20 protein-coding genes and 1 pseudogene are annotated in these 22241 nt (G+C 64.5%); 11 read left to right on the plus strand and 10 right to left on the minus strand.

Annotated features, from left to right (window positions below):
• Positions 1-2: 2 nt before the first annotated feature.
• The 4 genes and pseudogenes from HNP60_RS07485 (at position 3) to HNP60_RS07500 (ending at position 5577) form a co-directional block, all read left to right on the plus strand.
• Positions 3-1262, plus strand: coding sequence for a heavy-metal-associated domain-containing protein (locus tag HNP60_RS07485; protein ID WP_338056696.1), 1260 nt, complete (start codon positions 3-5; stop codon positions 1260-1262).
• Positions 1259-1891 carry a P-loop NTPase family protein gene (locus HNP60_RS07490; RefSeq protein WP_184152099.1) on the plus strand — a complete coding sequence of 211 codons (633 nt, stop codon included), beginning with the start codon at positions 1259-1261 and terminating at the stop codon, positions 1889-1891. The genes HNP60_RS07485 and HNP60_RS07490 overlap by 4 nt, the downstream gene beginning before the upstream one ends.
• 6 nt (positions 1892-1897) lie before the next feature.
• Positions 1898-4049: pseudogene (locus HNP60_RS07495) on the plus strand (RNA degradosome polyphosphate kinase).
• A gap of 16 nt (positions 4050-4065) precedes the next feature.
• Complete coding sequence (locus HNP60_RS07500; protein WP_184152102.1) at positions 4066-5577, plus strand: Ppx/GppA phosphatase family protein; 1512 nt, start codon at positions 4066-4068, stop codon at positions 5575-5577.
• A 58-nt stretch (positions 5578-5635) separates the two neighbouring features.
• Here the strand turns inward: HNP60_RS07500 and HNP60_RS07505 are convergent, their stop codons facing one another.
• Both HNP60_RS07505 and rnd read right to left on the minus strand, forming a co-directional pair.
• Complete coding sequence (locus tag HNP60_RS07505) at positions 5636-5932, minus strand: I78 family peptidase inhibitor (RefSeq protein ID WP_184152105.1); 297 nt, start codon at positions 5930-5932, stop codon at positions 5636-5638.
• 1 nt (position 5933) lies between these two features.
• The gene (gene rnd / locus HNP60_RS07510) at positions 5934-7103 is read right to left on the minus strand and encodes a ribonuclease D (protein WP_184152108.1); all 1170 of its coding nucleotides are present in this window, start codon (positions 7101-7103) and stop codon (positions 5934-5936) included.
• Positions 7104-7248: 145 nt separating this feature from the next.
• On the opposite strand from rnd, the gene aspS reads away from it, so the two are divergent.
• Both aspS and HNP60_RS07520 read left to right on the plus strand, forming a co-directional pair.
• Positions 7249-9039: an aspartate--tRNA ligase gene (gene aspS / locus HNP60_RS07515; RefSeq protein ID WP_184152111.1), complete on the plus strand. Its 1791-nt coding sequence runs from the start codon at positions 7249-7251 to the stop codon at positions 9037-9039.
• A gap of 148 nt (positions 9040-9187) precedes the next feature.
• Positions 9188-9973, plus strand: a complete 786-nt coding sequence (locus HNP60_RS07520; protein ID WP_184152114.1) for a polyphosphate kinase 2 family protein — start codon at positions 9188-9190, stop codon at positions 9971-9973.
• A gap of 42 nt (positions 9974-10015) precedes the next feature.
• On the opposite strand, the gene HNP60_RS07525 is transcribed toward HNP60_RS07520, so the two are convergent.
• From HNP60_RS07525 to HNP60_RS07545, 5 genes are read right to left on the minus strand one after another with little or no spacing between them, the layout of a single operon-like run.
• Entirely contained in the window at positions 10016-10591 is a 576-nt protein-coding gene (locus HNP60_RS07525) for a GNAT family N-acetyltransferase (RefSeq protein ID WP_221414622.1), read from the minus strand.
• Complete coding sequence (locus tag HNP60_RS07530) at positions 10588-11262, minus strand: hypothetical protein (RefSeq protein WP_184152117.1); 675 nt, start codon at positions 11260-11262, stop codon at positions 10588-10590. Before HNP60_RS07530 ends, HNP60_RS07525 begins: the two co-directional genes overlap by 4 nt.
• A gap of 38 nt (positions 11263-11300) precedes the next feature.
• Positions 11301-11819 (minus strand): transcription elongation factor GreB, encoded by a 519-nt coding sequence (greB, locus tag HNP60_RS07535; protein WP_184152119.1) that lies wholly within the window; start codon positions 11817-11819, stop codon positions 11301-11303.
• Positions 11820-11824: 5 nt separating this feature from the next.
• On the minus strand, positions 11825-11998 hold the full coding sequence (locus tag HNP60_RS07540) for a hypothetical protein (RefSeq protein WP_014075840.1): 174 nt from the start codon (positions 11996-11998) through the stop codon (positions 11825-11827).
• Between the two features lie 52 nt (positions 11999-12050).
• A complete protein-coding gene (locus tag HNP60_RS07545) occupies positions 12051-14069 on the minus strand; it encodes a lytic transglycosylase domain-containing protein (protein WP_184152124.1) in 2019 nt (672 codons plus the stop codon).
• 90 nt (positions 14070-14159) lie between these two features.
• Between HNP60_RS07545 and dapA the strand changes: the two genes are divergently transcribed.
• The 4 genes from dapA to HNP60_RS07565 all read left to right on the plus strand — a co-directional run bounded on the left by dapA (position 14160) and on the right by HNP60_RS07565 (position 18592).
• Complete coding sequence (gene dapA / locus HNP60_RS07550) at positions 14160-15038, plus strand: 4-hydroxy-tetrahydrodipicolinate synthase (protein ID WP_014075842.1); 879 nt, start codon at positions 14160-14162, stop codon at positions 15036-15038.
• Between the two features lie 49 nt (positions 15039-15087).
• Positions 15088-15570 carry an SsrA-binding protein SmpB gene (gene smpB / locus HNP60_RS07555; RefSeq protein ID WP_014075843.1) on the plus strand — a complete coding sequence of 161 codons (483 nt, stop codon included), beginning with the start codon at positions 15088-15090 and terminating at the stop codon, positions 15568-15570.
• Positions 15570-16181 carry a DUF2062 domain-containing protein gene (locus HNP60_RS07560; RefSeq protein WP_184152127.1) on the plus strand — a complete coding sequence of 204 codons (612 nt, stop codon included), beginning with the start codon at positions 15570-15572 and terminating at the stop codon, positions 16179-16181. Before smpB ends, HNP60_RS07560 begins: the two co-directional genes overlap by 1 nt.
• 62 nt (positions 16182-16243) lie before the next feature.
• Positions 16244-18592: a response regulator gene (locus HNP60_RS07565; protein WP_184156940.1), complete on the plus strand. Its 2349-nt coding sequence runs from the start codon at positions 16244-16246 to the stop codon at positions 18590-18592.
• Between the two features lie 47 nt (positions 18593-18639).
• Here HNP60_RS07565 and HNP60_RS07570 read toward each other — a convergent pair whose 3' ends face one another.
• The 3 genes from HNP60_RS07570 to HNP60_RS07580 form a co-directional block, all read right to left on the minus strand.
• Positions 18640-19164 carry a CAP domain-containing protein gene (locus tag HNP60_RS07570; RefSeq protein ID WP_184152130.1) on the minus strand — a complete coding sequence of 175 codons (525 nt, stop codon included), beginning with the start codon at positions 19162-19164 and terminating at the stop codon, positions 18640-18642.
• Between the two features lie 162 nt (positions 19165-19326).
• Positions 19327-19974, minus strand: a complete 648-nt coding sequence (locus tag HNP60_RS07575; protein WP_260394775.1) for a L,D-transpeptidase family protein — start codon at positions 19972-19974, stop codon at positions 19327-19329.
• A 35-nt stretch (positions 19975-20009) separates the two neighbouring features.
• Positions 20010-20498, minus strand: coding sequence for a PEP-CTERM sorting domain-containing protein (locus HNP60_RS07580; protein ID WP_184152132.1), 489 nt, complete (start codon positions 20496-20498; stop codon positions 20010-20012).
• A gap of 540 nt (positions 20499-21038) precedes the next feature.
• Between HNP60_RS07580 and recA the strand changes: the two genes are divergently transcribed.
• Positions 21039-22118: a recombinase RecA gene (recA, locus tag HNP60_RS07585; protein WP_184049545.1), complete on the plus strand. Its 1080-nt coding sequence runs from the start codon at positions 21039-21041 to the stop codon at positions 22116-22118.
• Positions 22119-22241 lie beyond the last annotated feature (123 nt).

A 22241-nucleotide genomic window follows, 5' to 3' on the forward strand; every position in this document is an offset into this window, starting at 1 on the left:
CCGTGACGCTCAGCCTGCCTTCCCTGCGCCCCATTCACCTCGTTTTTCTGCTGGTTCTGGCAGCTTTCGCGGCCGTGCTTGTCGCGCAGATCGAAGGCGAGCGAGGGATCGCGCCGATCGCGTCCAATGGCGATTTCGAGGTGCGGGACATTCGCGTGGACGTTTACGGCCCGAATGCCGACGCTGCGCGCGCGACAGGCTGGCGGCTGGCCCAGCGACTCGGCTGGCGCGCGCTCTGGCAGCGCACGAATGGCGCGGGCGGGCCGATGCTGGGTGACGGCGTGCTGGATGGCCTGGTTTCCGGCATCGAGGTCCAGCAGGAGCAGATCGGCCCCAATCGCTACATCGCCACGCTGGCCGTCATGTTCGATCGCGCCCGGGCCGGGCAGGCGCTTGGCGTGAGCGGCCAGATCATGCGCTCTCCGCCGTTGCTGGTGATTCCCGTGCTGTGGGATGGTGGTGCCGCGACTACCTTCGAGAGGCCGAGTGAGTGGCAGAAGGCCTGGGCCATGTTCCGGACCGCCGAGAGCAGCATCGATTATGTACGCACCGTCGGCGATGGTGCCGATCCGATGTTGCTCAATGCCGGCCAGACGGGGCGGCGCGGTCGCAACTGGTGGCGGGTATTGCTTGATCTCTATGGAGCTGCCGACGTCATCATGCCGATCGCACGTCTCGAGCGGACCTGGCCCGGCGGACCTGTGACCGGCCACTTCACCGCGCGTTACGGACCGGATAATCATCTCATCGGCAGTTTCACCATGACCGTGAACAGGTCGCAGGACGTGCCTAAAATGATGGCGGACGCGGTCGGCCGGATCGATGCGCTCTATGCCCGTGCGCTGGCGAGCGGCACGTTGCGACCCGATCCTTCACTGGTCATCGAGGAGCCGGTCAACGCCGTTGAACTGGAAGGCGTCGAGAATCTGGATTCGCTCCTCGCCGCACTGCCGAGCGAGGAAGGAACGGGGCAAGTGAATGGCGGTCTCACCATCATGGTGGATACGCCGTCCCCCACCTCGCTGAGCGAGGTTCAGGCCTTGTTGCGCTCTGTCCCGGGCGTCAGCGGCATATCCACGACGAGCCTGGCGCTGGGCGGCACTTCAGTGATGCAGCTTGGGTTTGCCGGCTCGGCCGATCAGCTTCGCGTCGCGCTGGAAGCGCGCGGATTCTCCGTCAGCGGTTCAGGGAGCACGCTGCGGATCGTCCGCCGTCCCGGGGCTCCGGCGGCACAGCCCACTCCGGGGGGCGGCGACCGATGAGTCAGTTGCCGCTGCCCATGGGCTGGTCGCAGCGGGGGGAGCGAGACAGCCTGCTGATCCATGAAGCGAATGCCGATGCCATCGCGCTGGTTCGCAACTGGTCCCGCTGGCCCTCATGCTGCACCCTGCTGGTCGGGCCACCACGCTCGGGCAAGACGCTCGTGGGCGCGCTGTTCGCGGCCGAGAGTGGCGGGCAGGTGGTCGATGATGCCCATCGCGCCGACGAGCAGCATCTCTTCACGCTCTGGAACGACGCGCAGGACAGCAGGGCGCCGCTGCTGCTGATCGCGCCGGAGCCGCCGCCGGCCTGGAGGATCGCCTTGCCGGACTTGCGCACGCGCCTTGGCACCGCCGCGATCGCCCGGATCGGCTTGCCTGACGAGGCGGTCAGCGCTGCACTCATTGCGCATGGACTGGAGCAGGCCGGCTCCGCCTTCGCACCGGATGTCCCGGAATATCTCGCCCGGCGTACCGAGCGATGCTATGGGGCGATCGAAGCTCTGGTGAGCCGCCTCAATGCCGCATCGCTGGCGACGGGGCAGAAGCTTTCCGTGGGATCGGTGCGGCAACTTTTCCGTAACGAAACCGGGCCAGGCGAAACAACCGACCCATTTTCGCGCGGAGAATGAACGACCGTGGCTGAAGCCGATCCTGTCCCGTCGATTTCCGATGCATCGATCCCTGAACCGGGGCGTTATTTCAATCGCGAGCTTTCCTGGCTCAACTTCAACCAGCGCGTGCTGGAAGAAGCCTCCAATCCCGCACATCCGCTGCTGGAGCGGCTGCGCTTCCTTTCCATTTCCGGCAACAATCTCGACGAGTTCTTCATGGTCCGCGTGGCCGGGCTCAAGGAGCAGCAGCTTCAGGGCGTGGAGCTCCGTTCGGTCGACGGGTTGACGCCGGCCCAGCAGCTCGAGGCCATCGGGGCGCGCGCCGACGCGCTCATGGCCGAGCAGCAAAGCGTCTGGCACGACCTGTGGGCGGCCCTGCGCAGCGCCGGAATCAATGTGATCGGCACCGAGCAGGTCGACGGGAAAGCCGAGGCCTGGCTGCGCGAGCATTTCCTGGAGCAGGTCTTCCCGATCATCACGCCCCAGGCGCTCGATCCGGCACATCCCTTTCCCTTCATTCCCAACAAGGGACTTGGCCTGTTCTTCGATCTCGTCCGCGAGTCGGACAAGCAGGTGGTGCAGGAACTGGTGATCCTGCCGGCGACGCTGCCACGCTTCATTCGCATGCCGGGCCGCACGGCGCGGTACATCGCGATGGAATCGCTGGTCCGGCGCTTTACCGATCTGCTGTTCCCCGGCTTCATCGTCCGCGAGAGCGGGCTTTTCCGCATCCTGCGGGACAGCGACATTGAGATCGAGGAAGAAGCGGAGGATCTCGTCCGCTATTATCGCAGCGCCATCAAGCAGCGCCGACGCGGCCGGATCATTCGCCTGGAGATGGAGCGCGGCGTTGCCGAGCCGGTCGAGAACATGCTCCAGACGCTGATGCAGGGGCATGAGGCGATGTCGGTGGACATTGACGGCTTCGTCGGGATCACCGATCTCGCCGAGCTGGTCGAGGAGGATCGCCCCGATCTCAAGTTCACGGCTTATGTGCCCCGCTTCCCGGAGCGTATCCGCGAATATGGCGGGGATTGCTTCGCGGCGATCAAGGCCAAGGACATCATCGTCCACCACCCCTATGAGAGCTTCGATGTCGTCATCGCTTTCCTGAAGCAGGCGGCAGCCGACCCGGACGTCGTGGCGATCAAGCAGACACTTTATCGCGCTGGCAAGCAATCGGCGATCATCCGCGCGCTCATCGACGCGGGCCGATGCCGGCAAGTCGGTCACGGCGATCGTCGAGCTCAAGGCGCGCTTCGACGAGGAGCAGAACCTGCTGTGGGCCAGCCAGCTCGAGCGGGCCGGCGTGCAGGTGGTCTACGGCTTCATCGAGTGGAAGACGCACGCCAAGATATCCATGGTCGTCCGTCGCGAAGGCACCGGCTTCCGCACTTACTGCCACTTCGGCACCGGCAACTATCATCCGGTCACAGCCCGCATCTACACGGATCTCAGCTTCTTCACGGCCGATCCACGCGCCGGGCGCGATGCAGCCGCGGTGTTCAACTACATCACGGGCTATGTCGAACCCAAGTCGATGGAACTGCTCACCTTGTCGCCGCTCAATCTGCGGCAGAGGCTGACTGAGCTCATCGATGCCGAGATCGAGCATGCCCGGACCGGACGCCCGGGCAATATCTGGGCCAAGATGAACAGCCTTGTGGATGCGGCCATCATCGAGAAGCTTTACGCGGCGAGCAACGCGGGCGTGAAGATCGAGCTGATCGTGCGGGGCATCTGTTGCCTGCGGCCGGGCGTGCCGGGCATGTCGGACAATATCCACGTCAAGTCGGTGGTCGGCCGGTTCCTGGAGCATAGCCGCATCTGGGCCTTCGGGAACGGCAAGGCGCTGCCCAACAACGACGCGAAGCTGTTCATCAGTTCGGCGGACTGGATGCCGCGCAATTTCGACCGGCGGGTGGAGTATATGCTCCCCATCGAAAATCCGACGGTTCACGATCAGGTGCTCGACCAGGTGCTGGTGGCCAATCTGCTCGACAATGAACAAAGCTGGGTGCTGAACGCCGATGGTTCCTATGAACGCCTCAAGCCGGAAGGCAAGCGGTTCAATCTGCACCATTATTTCATGACCAATCCGTCGCTTTCCGGGCGCGGCGCGGCGCGGCGCAAGGACGTTGCGGTGCCCAAGCTTTCGCTCGGCAAACGTGGCTGAACGGAGCCTGCTTCCCGTGACATTGCTTGATCGTCCCACAGGCCAGTCGAGGCAGACGACGCTCAAAGGCGCCCATTTCCGTCGCACCGCCATCATTGATATCGGCTCGAACAGTGTCCGCCTCGTCGTTTATGATGGGCCCCGGCGGGTGCCTTTCATTCTGTTCAACGAGAAGATCATGGCCGGCCTTGGCGCCGACATCGGGCGGACAGGGCGGATCGGCGAGCGCGCCATAGAGCGCGGTCTTCAGGCACTGGAGCGCTTCTCCCGGCTGATCGAAGAAATGGCGGTGGAAGAAGTGATCTGCGTGGCGACCGCGGCGGTGCGGGACGCCGGCAACGGCGCCGAGTTCATCGAGCGCGCGGATAGTCTCGGATTCCAGGTCCGCATGCTGAGCGGTGAGGAGGAGGGCAGGGCGTCAGCCTTCGGCCTGCTCTCCGGCATCCCGCAGGCCGAAGGGATCATGGGCGATCTGGGCGGGGGCAGTCTCGAACTCGTGCGGGTCGGCTCGGGCGGTGTCGGGCAGGCGGTATCCCTGCCGCTGGGCGTGTTCCGCATCGGGGAGATCAGGCGACGGGGCAAGAAGGCGCTAGCGCAGCGCTTCGATGAACTGCTGCATCAACTGGGCGGCGACGACTTGCCTGCCGATGTGCCATTCTATCTCATTGGCGGAAGCTGGCGGGCGCTGGCACGGCTCGACATGCAGATCACCGGCTATCCCCTGCCGATCCTCCACCATTATGAAATGACGCCGGATCGGCCTGCGGCACTGCTGCAGTGGCTGGAGCGGGCACAGAAGGCCGATCTCAAGGGGCTGCCCGCAGTCAGCAGTGCGCGCCTGCCGGGTCTGCCTGATGCGGCGCATATGCTGGTCGCGATCGTGGAGCGGCTGCGGCCCTCCCGCCTCACGGTCTCGGCTTTTGGCCTTCGTGAAGGCCTCTTGTACGAGCAGTTGCCGCCAGAGCTGGCGGAGCAGGATCCTCTGCTGGTGGCGGCGCGCATCGAGGGCGATGCCCAAGGGCGGTTCGTCGGCCATGGCGACCAGATCGCGGGCTGGATCGCGCCGCTGTTCGAGAGCGATCCGCCCGAATGGGCGCGCGTACGCCTCGCGGCATGCCTCCTGGCCGATGTCGGCTGGCGTGCCAATCCCGATTTCCGGGCGGAGCGTGGCCTCGAATTCGCGCTGCACGGCAACTGGCCCGGCGTCACGGCGGCAGAGCGCGCGGCCATGGCGCAGGCGCTTCATGCCAATTTCGGTGGCGGCAACATGATTGCCCCCGCACTCGAAGCGCTCGCCCCGCCGGAGTTCCTGCGGCGCGCCATCCAATGGGGTCTTGCGATCCGATTGTGTCAGCGGCTTTCCGGCGGCGCGGAGAGTCCGCTGCAAGGGTCTTCCCTCGGGATGCGAGATGGCACGATCATCCTGAAGCTGGAACCGGAATATGCCGCGCTGGCCGGAGAAGCGATCGACCGGCGACTCCGCCAGCTGGGCAGTGCCATGGGAGCCGGCTTCCTCGTCGATGCATGATCTGGCCTGCCGGCAGACCGGCCTCCGCGTGAACTGACCCTGCGTCGTCCTGGCCGACTCAGCCGCAGCGGGCGCTGGTGACGATCATGGCCTCGTCATAGGAAACTGTCAGGCGGTCCTGCCTGAAGTCCATGGTCATCGCGCTGCCGGGTGGGCCCCAGCGCAGGGTGCGCGCACCCGATCTGGCGAGCAGTTCCGCGCCCAGCTCGGCGCTCACCTTGCGGCCGACATAAGTGTCGAGGCCTTCGGCCGTGCATTCACCGGTGGCCTGCGGGGGCGTCGTCGGGCCCTCCGCAGTGGTAGTAGCGCAACCCGGCAGCATGATGGCTGCTGCGAAAGCAATGGTCCGGCGCATATCAGGCCTCCGTGCGAGTCATCAGCAGCTTACCATCGCGCACCGCGAAAGCCATCCGCCCTTCCACCAGATCGAGCGCATCGCGGCCGAACTGTTCGAAGCGCCAGCCCTCGAGAATGGGCAGGTTTGCCCGCGCACCCGCGGCCAGCAGTTCAAGATCGTCGGAGCGTGCCAGCAGGCGGGAAGCGACGTTGATCTCGCGCGAGCGGATCTTGAGCAGGAGCTTGAGAAGGTCGGCGACCAGCGCGCCTTCCTTGCCGAGGCCCGGGCGGCTTGGATCGCGCTCGGGCATCTCATCGCGCGGCAGCGGCTTTGCAGACTGGATGGCGGCCATCAGCCGCGCGCCGATCTCATTGCCCTTCCAGCTTGCGGAAAGCCCGCGCACCTTGCCCAGATCCTCCTGAGCGCGCGGCGGATGCGAAGCGATGTCCGCCAGCGTCTCGTCCTTCGCGATCCGCCCGCGGGGCAGGTTCTTGTCGCGCGCTTCAAGCTCGCGCCACGCGGCGATCGCCTTGAGGCGCCCCAGCACCTCGGCCTTCCGGCTGGAAATGCGAACGCGTTTCCAGGCATCGCCGGGGTTCACGGTGTAGTTGGACGGATCGGCGAGCCGCTCCATCTCCTGATCGAGCCAGATGCCCCGGCCTGTCTTGCGCAGTTCCTCCAGCATCAGCGGGAAGATCTCGGCCAGATGTGTCACGTCGCCGATGGCATAATCGATCTGCCGCTTGTCGAGCGGCCTGCGGCCCCAGTCGGTGAAGCGGGCGCCCTTGTCGAGATGGATACCGAGCCAGCTGTCGACCAGGTTGGAATAACCGATCTGCTCGCCCTGGCTCAGGGCCATGCTGGCAATCTGCGTGTCGAACAGGGGATAGGGCGTCTTGCCCGTGAGATTGTAGACAATCTCGATATCCTGCCCTCCGGCGTGGAAAACCTTGAGGACGTCCTCATTGTCGACCAGCAGCGACAGCAGTGGCTTGAGGTCCAGACTCGGCGCCTTGGGATCGATGGCGGCAGCTTCCTTGCCGTCCGAAATCTGGAACAGGCACAGATCCGGCCAGTAGCTGTTCTCGCGCATGAATTCGGTGTCGATGGCGATGAAATCCGCCTTCGCCATGCGCTCGCACAAGGCGAACAGAGCTGCATTCTCGGTAATCAGTGGATGGATTTGCATATGGCAAGTGATCTTATTATGGGCCGGTCCTCGGGTCGGGAGCCGGGATAAGCGAGACAAGGCGCGTCCCTTAGCCTCCTTGTCAGTCTTTGTCATTCATCCAGCCGCCTCGCAATGAGGGGCACGAAATAAAGGCCAGTCACGCATGCACGCCTATCGCACGCACACCTGCGGGGAGCTTCGATCCACTCATGTCGGGGAGACGGTCCGCGTCTCCGGCTGGGTTCACCGCAAGCGCGACCATGGCGACCTCGTTTTCATCGATCTGCGCGATCATTACGGTATGGTGCAGCTCGTCACGGAAGTCGACGGGCCGGTCTTCTCCGTGATCGAAAGCCTCAAGGCGGAGAGCGTCGTGACGATCACCGGCAAGGTGGTCGCGCGTGCGGCGGAAGCGGTCAATCCGAACCTCTCCACCGGCGAGATCGAGATTCGCGCGGAGGATGCCAGCGTGCAGTCCGCCGCGCAGGAGCTGCCTCTGCCGGTGGCCGGCGAGCTGGACTATCCCGAAGAGATTCGCCTCAAATATCGTTTCCTCGATCTGCGCCGGGAAACGCTTCACGCCAACATCATGCTGCGCAGCAACGTCATCGCGTCGCTGCGCCAGCGCATGATCGGCCAGGGCTTCACGGAATTCCAGACACCGATCCTGACCGCGAGCTCGCCTGAGGGCGCGCGCGACTATCTGGTGCCCAGCCGCGTGCATCCGGGCAAGTTCTACGCGCTGCCCCAGGCGCCGCAGATGTTCAAGCAGCTCCTGATGGTGGCGGGTTTCGATCGCTATTTCCAGATCGCCCCCTGCTTCCGCGACGAGGATGCCCGCGCGGATCGCTCGCCCGGCGAGTTCTACCAGCTCGATTTCGAGATGAGCTTCGTCACGCAGGACGATGTGTTCGCGGCCATCGAGCCGGTCCTTCATGGCGTGTTCGAGGAGTTCGCCGACTGGCAGGGCAAGAAGCGGACGGTCAGTCCCTTGCCGTTCCGGCGCATTCCCTATCGCGAAGCGATGCTCAAATATGGCAGCGACAAGCCGGATTTGCGCAATCCCATCCTCATTTCCGATGTCAGCGCGCATTTCGTGGGTTCGGGCTTCGGCCGCTTCGCGTCGATTGTGGAGAGCGGCGATGTCGTGCGGGCCATTCCCGCGCCCGGCACCGCCGAGAAGAGCCGGAAGTTCTTCGATGACATGAACGCCTGGGCGCAGAGCGAGGGCTTTGCCGGTCTTGGCTATGCCACGCGCAAGGGCGGTGAGTGGGGCGGCCCCATTGCCAAGAACCATGGCGAGGACAAGATGAACGCGCTGGCCGACGCGCTCGGTCTCGGGCCGGACGACGGCCTGTTCTTCGCGGCCGGCAAGGAAGCGCAGGCAGCGAAGCTCGCCGGCCTTGCGCGCACGCGAGTCGGCGAGCAGCTCGGGCTCATCGATCCCGATCGCTTCGAGTTCTGCTGGATCGTCGATTTCCCGATGTTCGAGTATGACGAAGACGCCAAGAAGATCGATTTCAGCCACAATCCCTTCAGCATGCCGCAGGGCGAGCTGGAAGCGCTGGAGACGATGGACCCGCTCGACATCCTCGCGTGGCAGTATGACATCGTCTGCAATGGCGTCGAGCTGTCGTCGGGTGCCATCCGGAACCACAAGCCGGAGATCATGTACAAGGCGTTCGAGATTGCCGGCTACAGCCGCGAGGATGTCGACACGAATTTCGCGGGCATGATCAATGCGTTCAAATATGGCGCGCCGCCCCACGGCGGTTCCGCGCCCGGCGTGGACCGCATCGTCATGCTGCTGGCCGACCAGCCGAACATCCGCGAAGTGATCGTCTTCCCGATGACGCAGAAGGCCGAGGACCTGATGATGCAGGCGCCGGCGCCTGCGACGCTCAAGCAGCTTCGGGAACTGCATATCCGGATCGTCGAGCCGCAGAAGGGTTGAGCGCAGCCGAGGGGCTGCACCGCCTGCCCATGCCTTCATCCGGCCTCCCCGGCGGGCCGGATGAGCAAGGCCGGGCGAGCGGTGTGCGATCCACGGCCTTCAGGGCGATGCACTCTCGACAATGACTACCCGGGCGGTAGGGTGGGGCATGGCCATCAAGCTTTCCGACTATGAGAAGGGCGGCAATTTCGAAGGCGACTTCGACAAGGCTCTGCTCAAGCTTCAGAAGCGGCTGGAGAAAATCCAGGTCGCGCATATCGTTCACAAGCGGCGCAGCGTCGTCATGCTGGAAGGCTGGGACGCGGCCGGCAAGGGCGGGATCATCAAGCGCATGACGGCGCTGCTCGATCCACGCTATTTCAAGGTCTGGTCCATATCGGCGCCCACTGAGGACGAACTCGGGCGGCATTTCCTCTGGCGGTTCTGGACGCGCCTCCCGGCGGACAGGCATATCGCGATCTATGATCGCAGCTGGTACGGGCGCGTGCTTGTCGAGCGGGTGGAAAGCTTCTGTTCCGAGAAGGAGTGGAAGCGCGGCTATGACGAGATCAACGAGTTCGAGGCGCAGCAGGTGGACAGTGGCACCGCCATCGTGAAGCTGTTCGTCCACATCACCCAGAAAGAGCAGGATCGCCAGCTCGCCCAGCGCCTGGACGATCCGTTCAAGCGCTGGAAGACCGGCCTTGAGGATTATCGCAACCGGGCGAAGCGGGACGCATATGTTGAAGCGATCAAGGAGATGTTCGCGCGGACCGACACGCGCTGGGCGCCCTGGCATGTGATCGACGGGAATGATCGCAAATCGGCGCGGATCGCGGCGCTCACTTGCATTGCCGACGCGCTGGAGAAGCATGTGCCGATGGACATGCCGCCAGCCGATCCGGTCGTGATCCGGCTGGCGCAAGAGGCCTTCGGCTACGATCCCGACGACTGATGCGTGGCTCTGCCGGTCACGATGCAGAGCTTCCCACCCCGATCAGGACGGCCCGGTGAACTCCTGGTACATGATATAGGCGTCGACATAGCCGAGCTTGGGGTGCCGGAAGGCGCCGGGCAAGGCTCCGATGATGGTGAAGCCCATGTGCTGCCAAAGCCGCACGGCGCGATGATTGGTCGCGATCACGAGATTATACTGCATCGCGCGGTAGCCTTGCCGGCGGGCGGTTTCCAGCGAGTGGCGGCACAGCGCCTGCGCGACGCCTTTCCCGCGCTGGTCCGGCCGGACGGCATAGCCTGCATTGGCGACATGCGCGGCCGGGCCGGTCGAATTGGGCCGCAGCGTATAGGTCCCGATGACTTCGCCCGTGGGCCCTAAAGCCACGAAGACGCTCTTGTCGGCCGCAAACCAGTAGGCGCGCGCCGCAGACTCATCGAGGTCGCGATCCAGCGGATAGGTTTCACCCTCGCGGATCACAGGCTCGATGACCGACCAGATGCCCGGCCAGTCCTCCGGCGTCGCAGCGCGTATGACTGGCGCATCAGTCACTATACTGCCGGATTCCATGACAAGCTCTTCCTCGCCGCCGCTGTTGCTGATCGCTTCGTTCATCATTGCCTCACTGGAAGATAGGAGATGGCGTTGCCTCGCCAGTTCAGGATGAGGCCCGTGCCTTCTTGTCGCACTGGCGCTGCATCAAAATCCACGACGCCCATGTCGTTGGGCAGGAGAAGGATGCGGACCTCCAGCCTTCCCCCCTTCGGTGCGGGCGGGAGCTGAAAGACGGGCGAGGTCGTGCCATGGAAGGGCTCGGAAAGTTGAATGGACCGGGGTGTGCGGCCCGCGAGGTCGGCGAACCAGCCATCGGCCTGCGTATAGCCCGTCCTTTCTTCTCCCTCTTCGAACGCGATGCGGAAATCGACGGCAGGGATGTCCTTTCCGTCGGGCCATGTGACGTGCAGGGCGAACGGGGGCTCCTCTCCTGCAGCGGCATCATGGACACGGGCGCTTTCCAGACGGAACTCAGCCGGCTTGGGACGGGGCAGGGTGGTCAGCCGAAGGTCGCCCTGTTCGCAGGTCCATTGCCCTTCTGCCCATTCGTCGAGCGCACCGGTGCTCAGGAAATAGCGAAAGCGACCATCCTCGGTGATTTCGATCCTTGAGGCGACGTCAGGCCCGGCGGAGGCGCGGAACTCGCCAGTCAGGCACTGCGCGGCAAGGCTCGGCACGGGCGCAAGTGCAGCGAGCGTGAAGACCAGCAATGCGTAGCGGATGAGCCGGCCCACGCCGGATGCTCCCGGCGGCCGGGAAGCGGATCCGTCCGTCACGTCGCTTCCGGTGCAGTGGGAACGGCATCACCCGGATAGCTGATTTCCACGACCTCCCATTCCTTCTCGCCACCCGGCAGAAAAACGCGCCGCAGATCGCCCACCGTCGCGCCGCGCAGGGCGCGCGCCAGAGGCGTGTCCCACCCGATGCGTCCTTCCCCGGCATCGGCTTCGTCGTTCCCGACGATGGTCACGTTTCGCTGCTGGTCATCCTCGTCCGCAATCGTGACGGTGGCACCGAAGAAGATGCGGCTCCTGTCGGGCTGCTGACGCGGATCGATCACGCGTGCCGCCTTCATGCGCTCGGAGAGCCAGCGCAGGCGCCGGTCGATCTCGCGCATCCGTTTGCGGCCGTAGAGATAGTCGCCATTCTCGCTGCGGTCGCCATTGCCGGCAGCCCAGCTCACGATTTCGACGATCTTGGGGCGCTCGTCGGACAGCAGCCTGTCATATTCCGCGCGTAACGCCATCATGCCGGCCGGCGTGATGTAGTTCGGCCTGGCCGGACTGCTCATCCGGTTTATCGGCGGCGCTTGGGGCGTTTGGTGGCGTACATGAGCGCGGCTACCAGAGCGGCGGACCCGACGCCGATGCTCATCCAGAAAGCCTTGTTGGCCGTGAGAGGCTCCGTGCCATTGGCTTCGGCGGGGGAGGGCGCTGCCGCTGCTCCGGCTTCCTTTGATTGTTCGGTCATCGTTCCTGATCGTCGTTGATGAAGGGAAATATTGCAGGGAAGAAAGCGGGCCTCAGCCCGGCCGCTGCTTCCCGAGATACCGGCTGAGCGGCGCCGAGGAGGAGGAGGACGCCATCTGCCGGGTCGGATTGACGAGATCGTAGATCACGGCGTTCTCCAGCACGCGCTGCACATAGTTGCGGGTCTCGTAGATCGGAATATCCTCGATCCACTGCACGATGTCCGCGCCCGGCAGGCGCGGATCGCCGTTGGCCTTGAGCCATTTGTTCACATTGCCCATGCCGCCATTATAGGCCGCCACGGCAAGGGGGTAGCTGCCGCCATAATAGCGCAGCAACTGGCTGAAATAGGTGCTGCCCAGCTCGATATTGTAGTGCGGTTCGAACAGCGAGCCCGTGTCGTAGCTCATGCCGATCTTGCCCGCCACTTCACGCGCGGTGGCCGGCATCAGCTGCATCAGGCCGCGCGCGCCGGCGCGGGAAATGATCGCACGGTCGAACTGGCTCTCCTGCCGGGTGATGGCATGGATCATCGTCCAGTTCATCTGTTGGCGATCGGGCACTTTCATGCGGGGGAAGCTTGCGTCCGCATAGCCGGAGAGGCCGTTCGCCATGGCGCGCCGGCCGACCATGACACCCAGGTCGGGGCGCCCCAGCATATGGGACAGCTCGGCCACGAGCACATGGTCTTCGTCCGTCTCGGCCGTGGAGGCGAGAGCGCGCACGAAGCGGGACTGCTCCATCCATGCACCATCCCTGCCCAGCTTGAGCGTCGCCTGCACGATCGGCCGCGAGAGGAAGGCCTTTCGCTGTGCCGCGGCAAGCTCCACGCGTCGTTCGGCGGCTGCCGGTGCCGGAATGGCCTTGCCTTGCCGCTCCAGCGCGAGCTGGCCATAATATTGATCGGGGAAGGTGGCGGCCCGCGCGAAATGCTCGTTCGCGACGCTCTGACGACCAGCGGCCGCGGCGGCGCGGCCTGCCCAGTAATAGCCCTTCGATACAGTCTGCGGTGATCGGGCGCCGGTCGCATAGCGCACGAACATGCCTTCCGCGTCGGCCGGGCGACCAAGCTTGTTGAGTGCGGCCGTCCCGGCGAGCCAGACCAGGCTCGTATAATCGTCCCGCACGCCCAGCGGCTGGGCGCTCACGTCCGTTCCCGGCTCGAAGGCGTCGTCGACCTTGGATGCGATGGCGTAGGCGTTCGACCACTGGCCATCGGAGCCTGCGGCCCGTGCGTGGGCGAGCAGCAGCTCGTACCAGCGCTCGGCATCGCCGGGCCGCTGCATGAGCGTCATGCGATTGGCAAGAAGGGTTCGCACCCCGGCATTGTCGCCATTCTCCGCCATCCAGCGGGCCTTGTCCGCAAGATAGCCGGCGTCCATCGCGCCGACCGGATCGGCCGGCCCCATCTTCAACGCCGCGTCAGCCGCCTTCCGCTGGAATGCGATGCGCGCGGCGACGACGGCCTGACGCGTCACGGGCACGGAGGGCAGCACGCGCTCGGCCACGTCCGCGCGACGGCGCCACAGCGCGGCATCGGCGCGCTTGAGATGGTCATCCGCCGTAAAAACCGAGAAGAACTGCCCGCGCAGCTTTTCTTCGTATTTCGGGTCCATCGGCCCCGCGATCCAGGCGGCGCGGGCCACGCCTCGCGCATCCTCGAACCGGGCAAGGCGCGCCAGCGCCAGCGCATGGACAGCCTTGCCCTGCGCCGTCGTGGCCGGATATCTCTCGAAGAAGCGGATGATCTTGCCGGGGTCGTCCATGTCCGGATCGGCCAGACGCTCGGCATTGCCGCGCAGGCGGCCCTCGTCGGGCCAGCCCGGATAGGCAAGCAGGAAGTCAGCATAAGCGGCAAAGCCAAGCGCATCGCTGGAGGCCAGGCGCCGCCATTCGCTGATCGCCGAGGTGATCTGGGCATCGGAGGCGCTGCTGGCAGCGATCCGTTCCCGAACCGCCTCCCAGGTGACGGTCGTGGCGGACTGCGGTGCGGACGCGCTGGTCGCCCCCGAGGCAAGTGCCGCGGCGATGACGATGGCGGGCAAGCGAAGGTCTTTTCCCATGCGGTACATTATGGCAGAGCCTCGATGATCGAACGGTGAACGGGCGCGTGCATGGCCCCAATATGCCTGTCCGAGCGCGCGCTTTGAAGGAGTTTTTTCATGTTTTCCGGTTCGATTCCTGCACTTGTCACGCCGTTCCGCGACGGACGGGTCGATGAAGCAGCGTTTCGCGCCTTCGTGGACTGGCAGATCGCCGAGGGATCCAGCGCGCTGGTGCCGTGCGGAACGACCGGCGAAAGCGCCACGATGACCATCGAGGAACACAACCGCGTCGTGCGAATCTGCGTCGAGCAGGCGGCGGGGCGCGTGCCGGTGATCGCGGGGTGCGGATCGAATGACACGCGGATCGCTCTCGAGCACATGTTCGCCGCACAGGCGGCCGGCGCTGCCGCCGCGCTGGTGGTCGCGCCTTATTACAACAAGCCGAACCAGGAAGGCGTCTATCAGCACTTCGCTTATCTGGCATCGCGCTGCGACTTGCCGATCGTGCTGTACAATGTGCCCAGCCGGACGATCACGGACATCGGCATTCCGGTCATGCACCGGCTGGCGGAGGAATTCAGTTCGATCGTCGGGGTGAAGGACGCAACGGGTAATCTTGGCCGCGTGACGGCTCAGCGCCTCGCTTGCGGGCCTGATTTCTGCCAGCTTTCGGGCAATGACGAGACGGCGCTGGGCTTCAATGCCATGGGCGGACGGGGCTGCATCTCGGTTACGGCGAATATCGCGCCACATCTCTGCGCGCAGTTCCAGAATGCCTGCCTGTCCGGTGACTGGGACACAGCGCTTCACCTGCAGGACCGTCTCTATCCGCTTCATGATGCCATGTTCTGCGATTCGTCCCCGGGTCCGGTGAAATATGCCCTGTCCCGACTGCGCGAGGACATGCCGGCGGAGGTTCGACTGCCTATTACATGGCCATCCGGTGCAGCGCGCGCGACCGTTGATCGGGCCCTCGAGATCGCGGGTCTGGTTTAGCAGCGGTCCATCTCCTAGATATAGATTGCTTCACCGAAAGAGAGTTTCCATGGCCCGCCCGCGTCCATCCACCTTCAATAAGGTCAGGACCGTCGCCGAGAACCGGCGCGCTCGCTATGACTATGCCATCGAAGACGTGTTCGAGGCCGGCATCGCGCTGCGCGGCACGGAAGTGAAATCCCTGCGCTTCGGCGAGGGGTCGATCACGGAAAGTTATGCCGAAGTGAACGATGAGGAAGTGTGGCTCGTCAACAGCAACATTCCCGAGTTCAGCCACGGCAATCGCTTCAACCACGAGCCGCGCCGGGCTCGCAAGCTGCTGCTGCATCAGCGGGAGATCCAGAAACTCCATGGCGCGGTGGCGCGGCATGGCATGACCCTGGTGCCGCTGAGCGTCTATTTCAACGAGCGCGGCAAGGCGAAAGTCGAGCTTGCGCTGGCGCGGGGCAAGAAGGCCCATGACAAGCGCGAGACGATCAAGGAACGCGACTGGAAGCGCGAGCAGGGCCGGCTGCTGCGGGAGCGGGGCTGATGCCCAGGAAGCGGCTGGTGCGGGCATTCCGCGAGTCCATGCCCAGCCGGGAAAGCCTTGAGCAGAACCGGTTCGTCAAGCCCGTGGCACACCGCGTGCTCGCACCGGAGCTGTGGCGCTTCACACGGCGGTCGGTGCCGCGCGGGGTCGCTCTTGGACTGCTGGTCGGCATCTTCCTGCTGATCCCGGGTCTGCAGATTGCCGGGGCGGCGCTGCTGGCATTGCCGGTGCGCGCCAATGTGCCGCTGGCCGCCGCCATGACCTTCCTGTCGAACCCGGCGACGACGCCCTTCATCCTGGCCGCCTCTTATTATGTCGGCTCGACCATGCTGGGGCGTTCGGGCGATTTCAGCCAGGTGATGGCACTCATCAACAATCATGCCGGCGTGGGCGACTGGATGCGCTGGCTCTTCTCCGAAACCGCGCCGGCTCTGCTGTTCGGCCTTGCGGTCGTTTCGGTCGTATGTGCGGCGGTCGGCTATCTCCTTTCCTCGCTGCTGTGGCGCTCCCGCCTCGCACGGAAGTGGAGGCAGCGTGCGCATGCTCGCCTGCGCGAACCGGAGATGGAAGGCGACGCAATCGAACTCGGCCTGAGGGAACAGGCTTCGTGAAAGCCATCGGCCCGGGATCTCATCGTGGCGACCTGCTCAGCCTGACTGCTGACAGGCCCACCGTGAATCCCGTGCCGATCATCGTTGCGGCGGCGTTCTTCAGTGCGCTTCTGCTGCTCTGGCTGCTGGGGGATGTTGTTCTGGCGGCCGGCTTCGGGGCAGCTGTGATCGGGGGCGCGGCGCTCATCTGGTATGCCCAGCGGCTTTTCCCGTCGGCACAGGTGGATCAGGCCGTGGTGACCGACTGGACGGTCACGCGGGCGGCTGCCGAGGCAGCGGGGCATGCGATTGCGGTCACTGACCGCACGGGCCGCATGGTCTGCGCGAGCGATCAATATGGGGAGTGGTTCCCAGGTTATCCGGTGCCGGCGGAAATCAAGGTTTCAGCGCGCGATCAGGAACGGCTCGCCCAGGCCGCCCGCGCGGCATGGCGTGATGGAGAGGCCGAAGTGGCCGGTCTGTTGCGCGGCAGCCTGCAGCTCGATGTCCATGTGCTGCGCACCGGCCGCATCGACGACTATCTGCTCTGGCGCTTCGCCAGCGTGCGGCAGGCCAGCGTCATGGACGATTATCTGCGCATCATAGAAGGGCAGGCGGGACGGCAGCTCTCCGAAGCAGGCATCATGTGCGTGATGATCGGGGGCGAGGGACGCATCCGGGCCGCCAACCCCGCTTTCACCCTGCGCGCGACCGGCAGGCCGGACAGCAACATCATCGGCCGCGATTTCTCCGCCTATATGCGCGTGGATGCCAAGGGCCGCATCTTCTATGCGCAGGAGGAGCAACAGGCGACGCCGGTTCGCATGATGCAGATTCCGGTGCGTCCGGAAGATCCCGCCGGCCTGCTGGTGCTCGTGATGGTCGACGACAATGTGCCGTCGGTCGAGGGCATTTCCAGCCTCGCTTATGTGGAGACGCTGCTTTCGCTACTGCCTTTCGGCCTGGGCATGGCCGATCGGGACGGGCGCCTGCTGTTCTACAACAATGCGTTCGCCCGGGCGGCCGGCATCGGGCCGGGCGACAAGCCGAGCTACCCCGGCGATCTGGTGATCGGCGAGGATCAGGCCGCTGTCGCCGAAGCGATCCGCCGCTATGCCATCGGCCCGCAGATGTCCGGCGATCTCCAGGTCCGCCTGCGCGGAGCCCCGGAGGAGTCCGTGTCGCTCAGCCTTGCCGGCGTGCGCGGTCTGGGCGAGGCGGCGGTGCTGCTCAGCCTCAAGGACAACAGCGAGGAGACACGTCTCAAGCGCCAGGTCGCCCAGCAGACCAAGATGCAGGCGGTCGGCCAGCTGGCGGGCGGCGTTGCTCATGATTTCAACAATATCCTCACTGCCATCATCGGCCATTGCGACCTGATGCTGATGCGCCATACGCCGGGCGACAGCGATTATGACGACATTCAGCAGGTCAAGGCCAATTCCAATCGCGCGGCATCGCTGACCCGGCAGTTGCTCGCCTTTTCGCGTCAGCAGACGCTCCGGCCGCAGGTCCTCCAGTTGCCTGACGTGGTATCGGAAGTATCGAGCCTGCTCAAGCGCCTGCTGGGCGAGAACATCAAGCTGGAAGTCTATCATGGCCGGGGCCTGGGCACCGTGCGGGCGGACCCGGGGCAGCTCGAGCAGGTGATCGTCAATCTCGTCGTCAATGCGCGGGACGCCATGCCGGACGGGGGAACAGTGACTGTCCGTACGTTCGCGGTGTCAGCGCAGGACGTGCGTGACCTCAAGAACGAGATCATGCCGATCGGCGACTATACCGGCCTCAGCGTCGGGGACACCGGCGTCGGCATCGCGCCCGATCTGCTCGGCAAGATCTTCGAGCCTTTCTATACCACCAAGCCCGTGGGGCGCGGGACCGGTCTGGGCCTTTCCACCGTCTACGGTATCATCAAGCAGTCCGGCGGCTTCATCTTCCCCGAATCGCAGTTGGGTGAGGGAACTGTCTTCAAGATCTATCTTCCAGTTCACGCCACCAGCGCGGAAGTGGGCGGGAGCACGGCAGTGACTCGCAAGCGCCCCGCCACCGAGACCTGGGGCACGGGCACCATTCTGCTGGTGGAGGATGAGGACATGGTCCGCAGCGTCGCCGAACGCGCGCTCACGAGGCAGGGCTATACGGTCGTCAGTGCCAGCGATGGCGAGCAGGGGCTGGCGCGCCTAGCGCAGACCGAGAAGGTCGATCTCCTCATTTCGGACGTGGTCATGCCGGGGATGGACGGCCCCGCCATGGTGCGAGCCGCCCGCGCATCCTATCCGGATATCCCGGTGCTCTTCATGTCAGGTTATGCGGAGGAACAGCTGCGCAAATCGATCGATATCGATAACGTCGCTTTCCTTCCGAAGCCGTTTTCCGTCTCCCAGCTGGCAGAAGCGGCGCGCGACGTGCTTGCAGCCGCGCGGGGGGCGGGCTGAACCCGGCACCATTGTGCAGGGCAGCGCCCATCGCCATCACCCGGCGATCAGAAGGGGCGTTCCCCGATATAATTGCCGGCCTGCGCATAGCGGCAGACCAACACGTCTTCCTGCGTGCCCCTCGCACGCGCGCAGCCAACCTGCCTTGTCGCGCGCCACACGACCTGCGTGTAATGACCTACATCTTCCACCCGGCCGGTGATGCTGTTGTCCGGGAAAGTGCCGCGACGGAAGTTGCGCTTTTCCCTCACCCATGCATCGACCATCGCCTCGGGGGTGTAGTGGCCTTTCGTGCCCGCCCAGAGATTCTCGCCGACCGGTTCGCGGGAATTCTCCGGAGCATGTTCGAACTGGCCGTTCCTCGCGAGATGATCGGCCCAGCTCTGGGCCGAGCGGGCCAGTGCCGCATTCCAGTTGAGCGGCTCGATCCCGAGCTTCACGCGCTCCGCATTGTGCGTAGTCAGCAGGCGCTGCTCGAAATTCAGCATCGGGTCCGTGGCGCCCATGGCGAATGGCGCCGCCAAGGCGAGAAGGCCGGTGCAAAGGCGGCTGTGCCAGCTGTGATCCGTCATCGCTCAGAACTCCCGCAGGTCCGCGGGATTTCTCTCACCAGCTCGTCACGAGCATGTGGACGAGGCTGGTTAACGGGATTTTAACGTCGAGGGCGGCGGCTGTGCGTCGTGACGGACAAGCTTTTGCTGGCGGTGTTCTCGATCAGTCCGATTCCCGGGACATCAGATCTGTGTCTGGCGGGGCGGCGAGCCGTTCTGATCGTCGGCGGGGACGATCACGACCATGTCCCCCTTGTGCATCTGCGCGAAGAGCAGCCGCGCAAAAGCCAGCGGCACGCCGATGCAGCCATGGGTTGCCCGGCCGACCCGCACATCGCTGCCATGGATCGCCACGCCATCATCTGTCAGCCGGAGCATGTAGGGCATGGGCGCATCATATGTACGGGAATGATAGTCCGCGTCCTTCTGAAGGACGGTGAAGCTGCCTGTCGGAGTGGGCTTGCCATCCGTGCCATAGAGAATGACCGCGGAACCGATCTCATGCCCGCCACGGAATACGGAGAGGATCTGCCGAGCGAGGTCCACCCGCACCCATAGCGGCCCCTCGGGCACGCCTGCCTCGTTCCAGACATGCGTGCCGAAGCGCATCGGGCCGCGGACATTGAGTATGCTGTAGATGGTGCGCCGCGTGCCGTCCGGCATGAGCATCACCGGATATTTGCCCGGCGGGTAGTGCTGCCGCGTGCGTTCGCCGGAGCTCTCGGCGCTGACCCGGGACGGCTCGGGGGTGACACGCCGCGTCTTTGCTTGCTGGTGGAGGCCGAGGGCCGCGATGACGATGCCGGCGCCGAACAGCAGGAAGGACCGCATTCCCTTTCGCATCGATGCCGCTTCGCCCGGGCGGCCTATTGGCGCGCCATGCGGCGACGCCCGGCCACGCGCATCATCGCACCCACGACGCACAGGCCCAGCAGGATGGCGGCCCAGGTGGCCGGCTCGGGAATGGGCAGTGGCTGCGGATCAGGCGTGGGACCGGGACCGGGGCCGGGCGGCAGGATACCGCCGCCGGGGCTCAGCGGCCCGGCGGGCAAGCTCGCAAACGGCGTGCCTGCGGGGCCGGCAGGGCCGGAAACAGGCATCGCAGCCAATGCGGTTGGCATCACCTCGTCGAACAGCGGCATGTCGCCGAGGATGGCAGGCGTGGGATCGGGAAGCTCTATCAACGGGAAGGGGCTGGAGGCCTCCCGCAGGCCGGGCAGCACGCGCTCACGGGGAGATGCAGCGTGCTTGGCGCGGGATTTGATGGAGTATGTCGAGCCGGGGGTTCTCTCGCCGGGGGACCGCAGATCGAAGAGTGCGGCGGGATCGCGCAGGGCTGCCGCGATCTTGGCCATGCCCGTCTCACCGATCAGGACCTGACCGCCGAGGGTAGCGAGCAGAAGGCCGGCGGCAAGCGGCCACAGGCCCAGGAGCCGTCGGCGCCCGGGAGCAGCGGAGGATTCGGTCCGTCCGGCAGATTCGCGCCCGGGCCAGTCAATCCATGACCAGAAGCGATCTGCCCGAAAAAAGCGGTAGAGCTGAGCCAATGAAAATAATGCCGAAATGTTGTTCCAAGGAATTCCAAGCGATCTAACAGAAAACTGCTAACATCATTTTAATGATTTTTGGCTTTTCTTCATGGTTAATTCATTAACCGAGCATTTCCATGTTCGGTTATGCCTGCCTGATCGCTTTCACCTTTATCAGCCATTAGCCGTGCATTCCGGAATGGCGCGATCGCCTCCGGTCCGCTCGGCATGGAATCTGGCATCATCGGGAAGCCCACGGGACGTCCCTACTTCATGTTCCGCTCTTGTTCAACGAGAACAAATAGGATACAGACATATCTTGTATGGTCTGGACACTATGTTTTGACATCCATGGGGAGCGGCATCATGACGGTAAATCTCAAGCTCATAGACGGCGACAAGAAGGCAGGCACCATGGAACGGCAGAAGGCTCTGGAAGCGGCTCTGGCTCAGATTGACCGAGCCTTCGGCAAGGGCTCGGCCATGCGGCTCGGTTCCAAGGAAACGATGCAGATCGAGGCGATTTCGACGGGGTCCCTCGGCCTGGACATCGCGCTTGGCATCGGCGGATTGCCGCGCGGACGCATCATCGAGATTTACGGGCCTGAAAGCTCCGGCAAGACCACGCTCGCTCTGCATGCGATCGCCGAGGCCCAGAAGACCGGTGGAACGGCAGCCTTCATCGATGCCGAGCATGCGCTCGATCCGGTCTATGCGAAGAAGCTCGGCGTGAACATCGACGAGCTGATCGTCTCCCAGCCCGATACGGGCGAGCAGGCTCTGGAGATCGCCGACACGCTGGTGCGCTCGAATGCGATCGACGTGCTGGTGATCGACTCGGTTGCGGCGCTGGTGCCGCGGGCCGAGATCGAAGGCGAGATGGGCGACAGCCATGTCGGGCTTCAGGCAAGGCTCATGAGCCAAGCCCTGCGCAAGCTCACCGGGTCGATCAGTCGCTCGCGCTGCATGGTGATCTTCATCAATCAGGTGCGCATGAAGATCGGGGTGATGTACGGCAATCCGGAAACGACGACCGGCGGTAATGCACTGAAATTCTATGCTTCTGTTCGCCTCGATATCCGCCGCACCGGCCAGATCAAGGACAGGGACGAGATCACCGGCAATGCGACGCGTGTGAAGGTGGTCAAGAACAAGGTCGCGCCGCCGTTCAAGCAGGTCGAGTTCGACATCATGTATGGCGAGGGCATTTCCAAGATCGGCGAGATTCTCGATCTTGGCGTCAAGGCCGGGATCATCGAAAAGTCGGGTGCCTGGTTTTCCTACGATTCGGTTCGCATTGGTCAGGGACGGGAGAATGCCAAGCAGTTCCTGCGCGAGAATCCGGAAATGACGACCAAGCTGGAGCGCGCGATTCGGGCTCGCACCGAGGATGTCGCCGAAGGCATGATGGCCGGCCCGGAAAGCGATGATGCGGGCGAAGAGTGAGCCATGACATTGGTATCGGGAAATTGGTTCAAGTGAGTTCTAATGACCGTTGACAGACCGTGAAGCGAGCGCCGGATTTTTGGCGCCGCTTTTCGTCACCTCATCTACTGTAATGCCATCTGG

Origin of the sequence: Sphingobium lignivorans, from assembly GCF_014203955.1 — a bacterium.
Lineage (GTDB): Bacteria > Pseudomonadota > Alphaproteobacteria > Sphingomonadales > Sphingomonadaceae > Sphingobium > Sphingobium lignivorans.

Bases quoted from the DNA above. Each gene is read 5' to 3' on its own strand.
- HNP60_RS07520 (WP_184152114.1), top strand. From the start codon at position 9,188: ATGGCCATCAAGCTTTCCGACTATGAGAAGGGCGGCAATTTCGAAGGC.
- aspS (WP_184152111.1), top strand. From the start codon at position 7,249: ATGCACGCCTATCGCACGCACACCTGCGGGGAGCTTCGATCCACTCAT.
- HNP60_RS07560 (WP_184152127.1), top strand. From the start codon at position 15,570: ATGCCCAGGAAGCGGCTGGTGCGGGCATTCCGCGAGTCCATGCCCAGC.
- HNP60_RS07545 (WP_184152124.1), bottom strand. From the start codon at position 14,069: ATGTACCGCATGGGAAAAGACCTTCGCTTGCCCGCCATCGTCATCGCC.
- HNP60_RS07525 (WP_221414622.1), bottom strand. From the start codon at position 10,591: ATGATGAACGAAGCGATCAGCAACAGCGGCGGCGAGGAAGAGCTTGTC.
- recA (WP_184049545.1), top strand. From the start codon at position 21,039: ATGACGGTAAATCTCAAGCTCATAGACGGCGACAAGAAGGCAGGCACC.
- smpB (WP_014075843.1), top strand. From the start codon at position 15,088: ATGGCCCGCCCGCGTCCATCCACCTTCAATAAGGTCAGGACCGTCGCC.
- rnd (WP_184152108.1), bottom strand. From the start codon at position 7,103: ATGCAAATCCATCCACTGATTACCGAGAATGCAGCTCTGTTCGCCTTG.
- HNP60_RS07570 (WP_184152130.1), bottom strand. From the start codon at position 19,164: ATGACGGATCACAGCTGGCACAGCCGCCTTTGCACCGGCCTTCTCGCC.
- HNP60_RS07575 (WP_260394775.1), bottom strand. From the start codon at position 19,974: ATGCGGTCCTTCCTGCTGTTCGGCGCCGGCATCGTCATCGCGGCCCTC.
- dapA (WP_014075842.1), top strand. From the start codon at position 14,160: ATGTTTTCCGGTTCGATTCCTGCACTTGTCACGCCGTTCCGCGACGGA.
- HNP60_RS07580 (WP_184152132.1), bottom strand. From the start codon at position 20,498: ATGGCCAAGATCGCGGCAGCCCTGCGCGATCCCGCCGCACTCTTCGAT.
- HNP60_RS07505 (WP_184152105.1), bottom strand. From the start codon at position 5,932: ATGCGCCGGACCATTGCTTTCGCAGCAGCCATCATGCTGCCGGGTTGC.
- HNP60_RS07490 (WP_184152099.1), top strand. From the start codon at position 1,259: ATGAGTCAGTTGCCGCTGCCCATGGGCTGGTCGCAGCGGGGGGAGCGA.
- greB (WP_184152119.1), bottom strand. From the start codon at position 11,819: ATGAGCAGTCCGGCCAGGCCGAACTACATCACGCCGGCCGGCATGATG.
- HNP60_RS07540 (WP_014075840.1), bottom strand. From the start codon at position 11,998: ATGACCGAACAATCAAAGGAAGCCGGAGCAGCGGCAGCGCCCTCCCCC.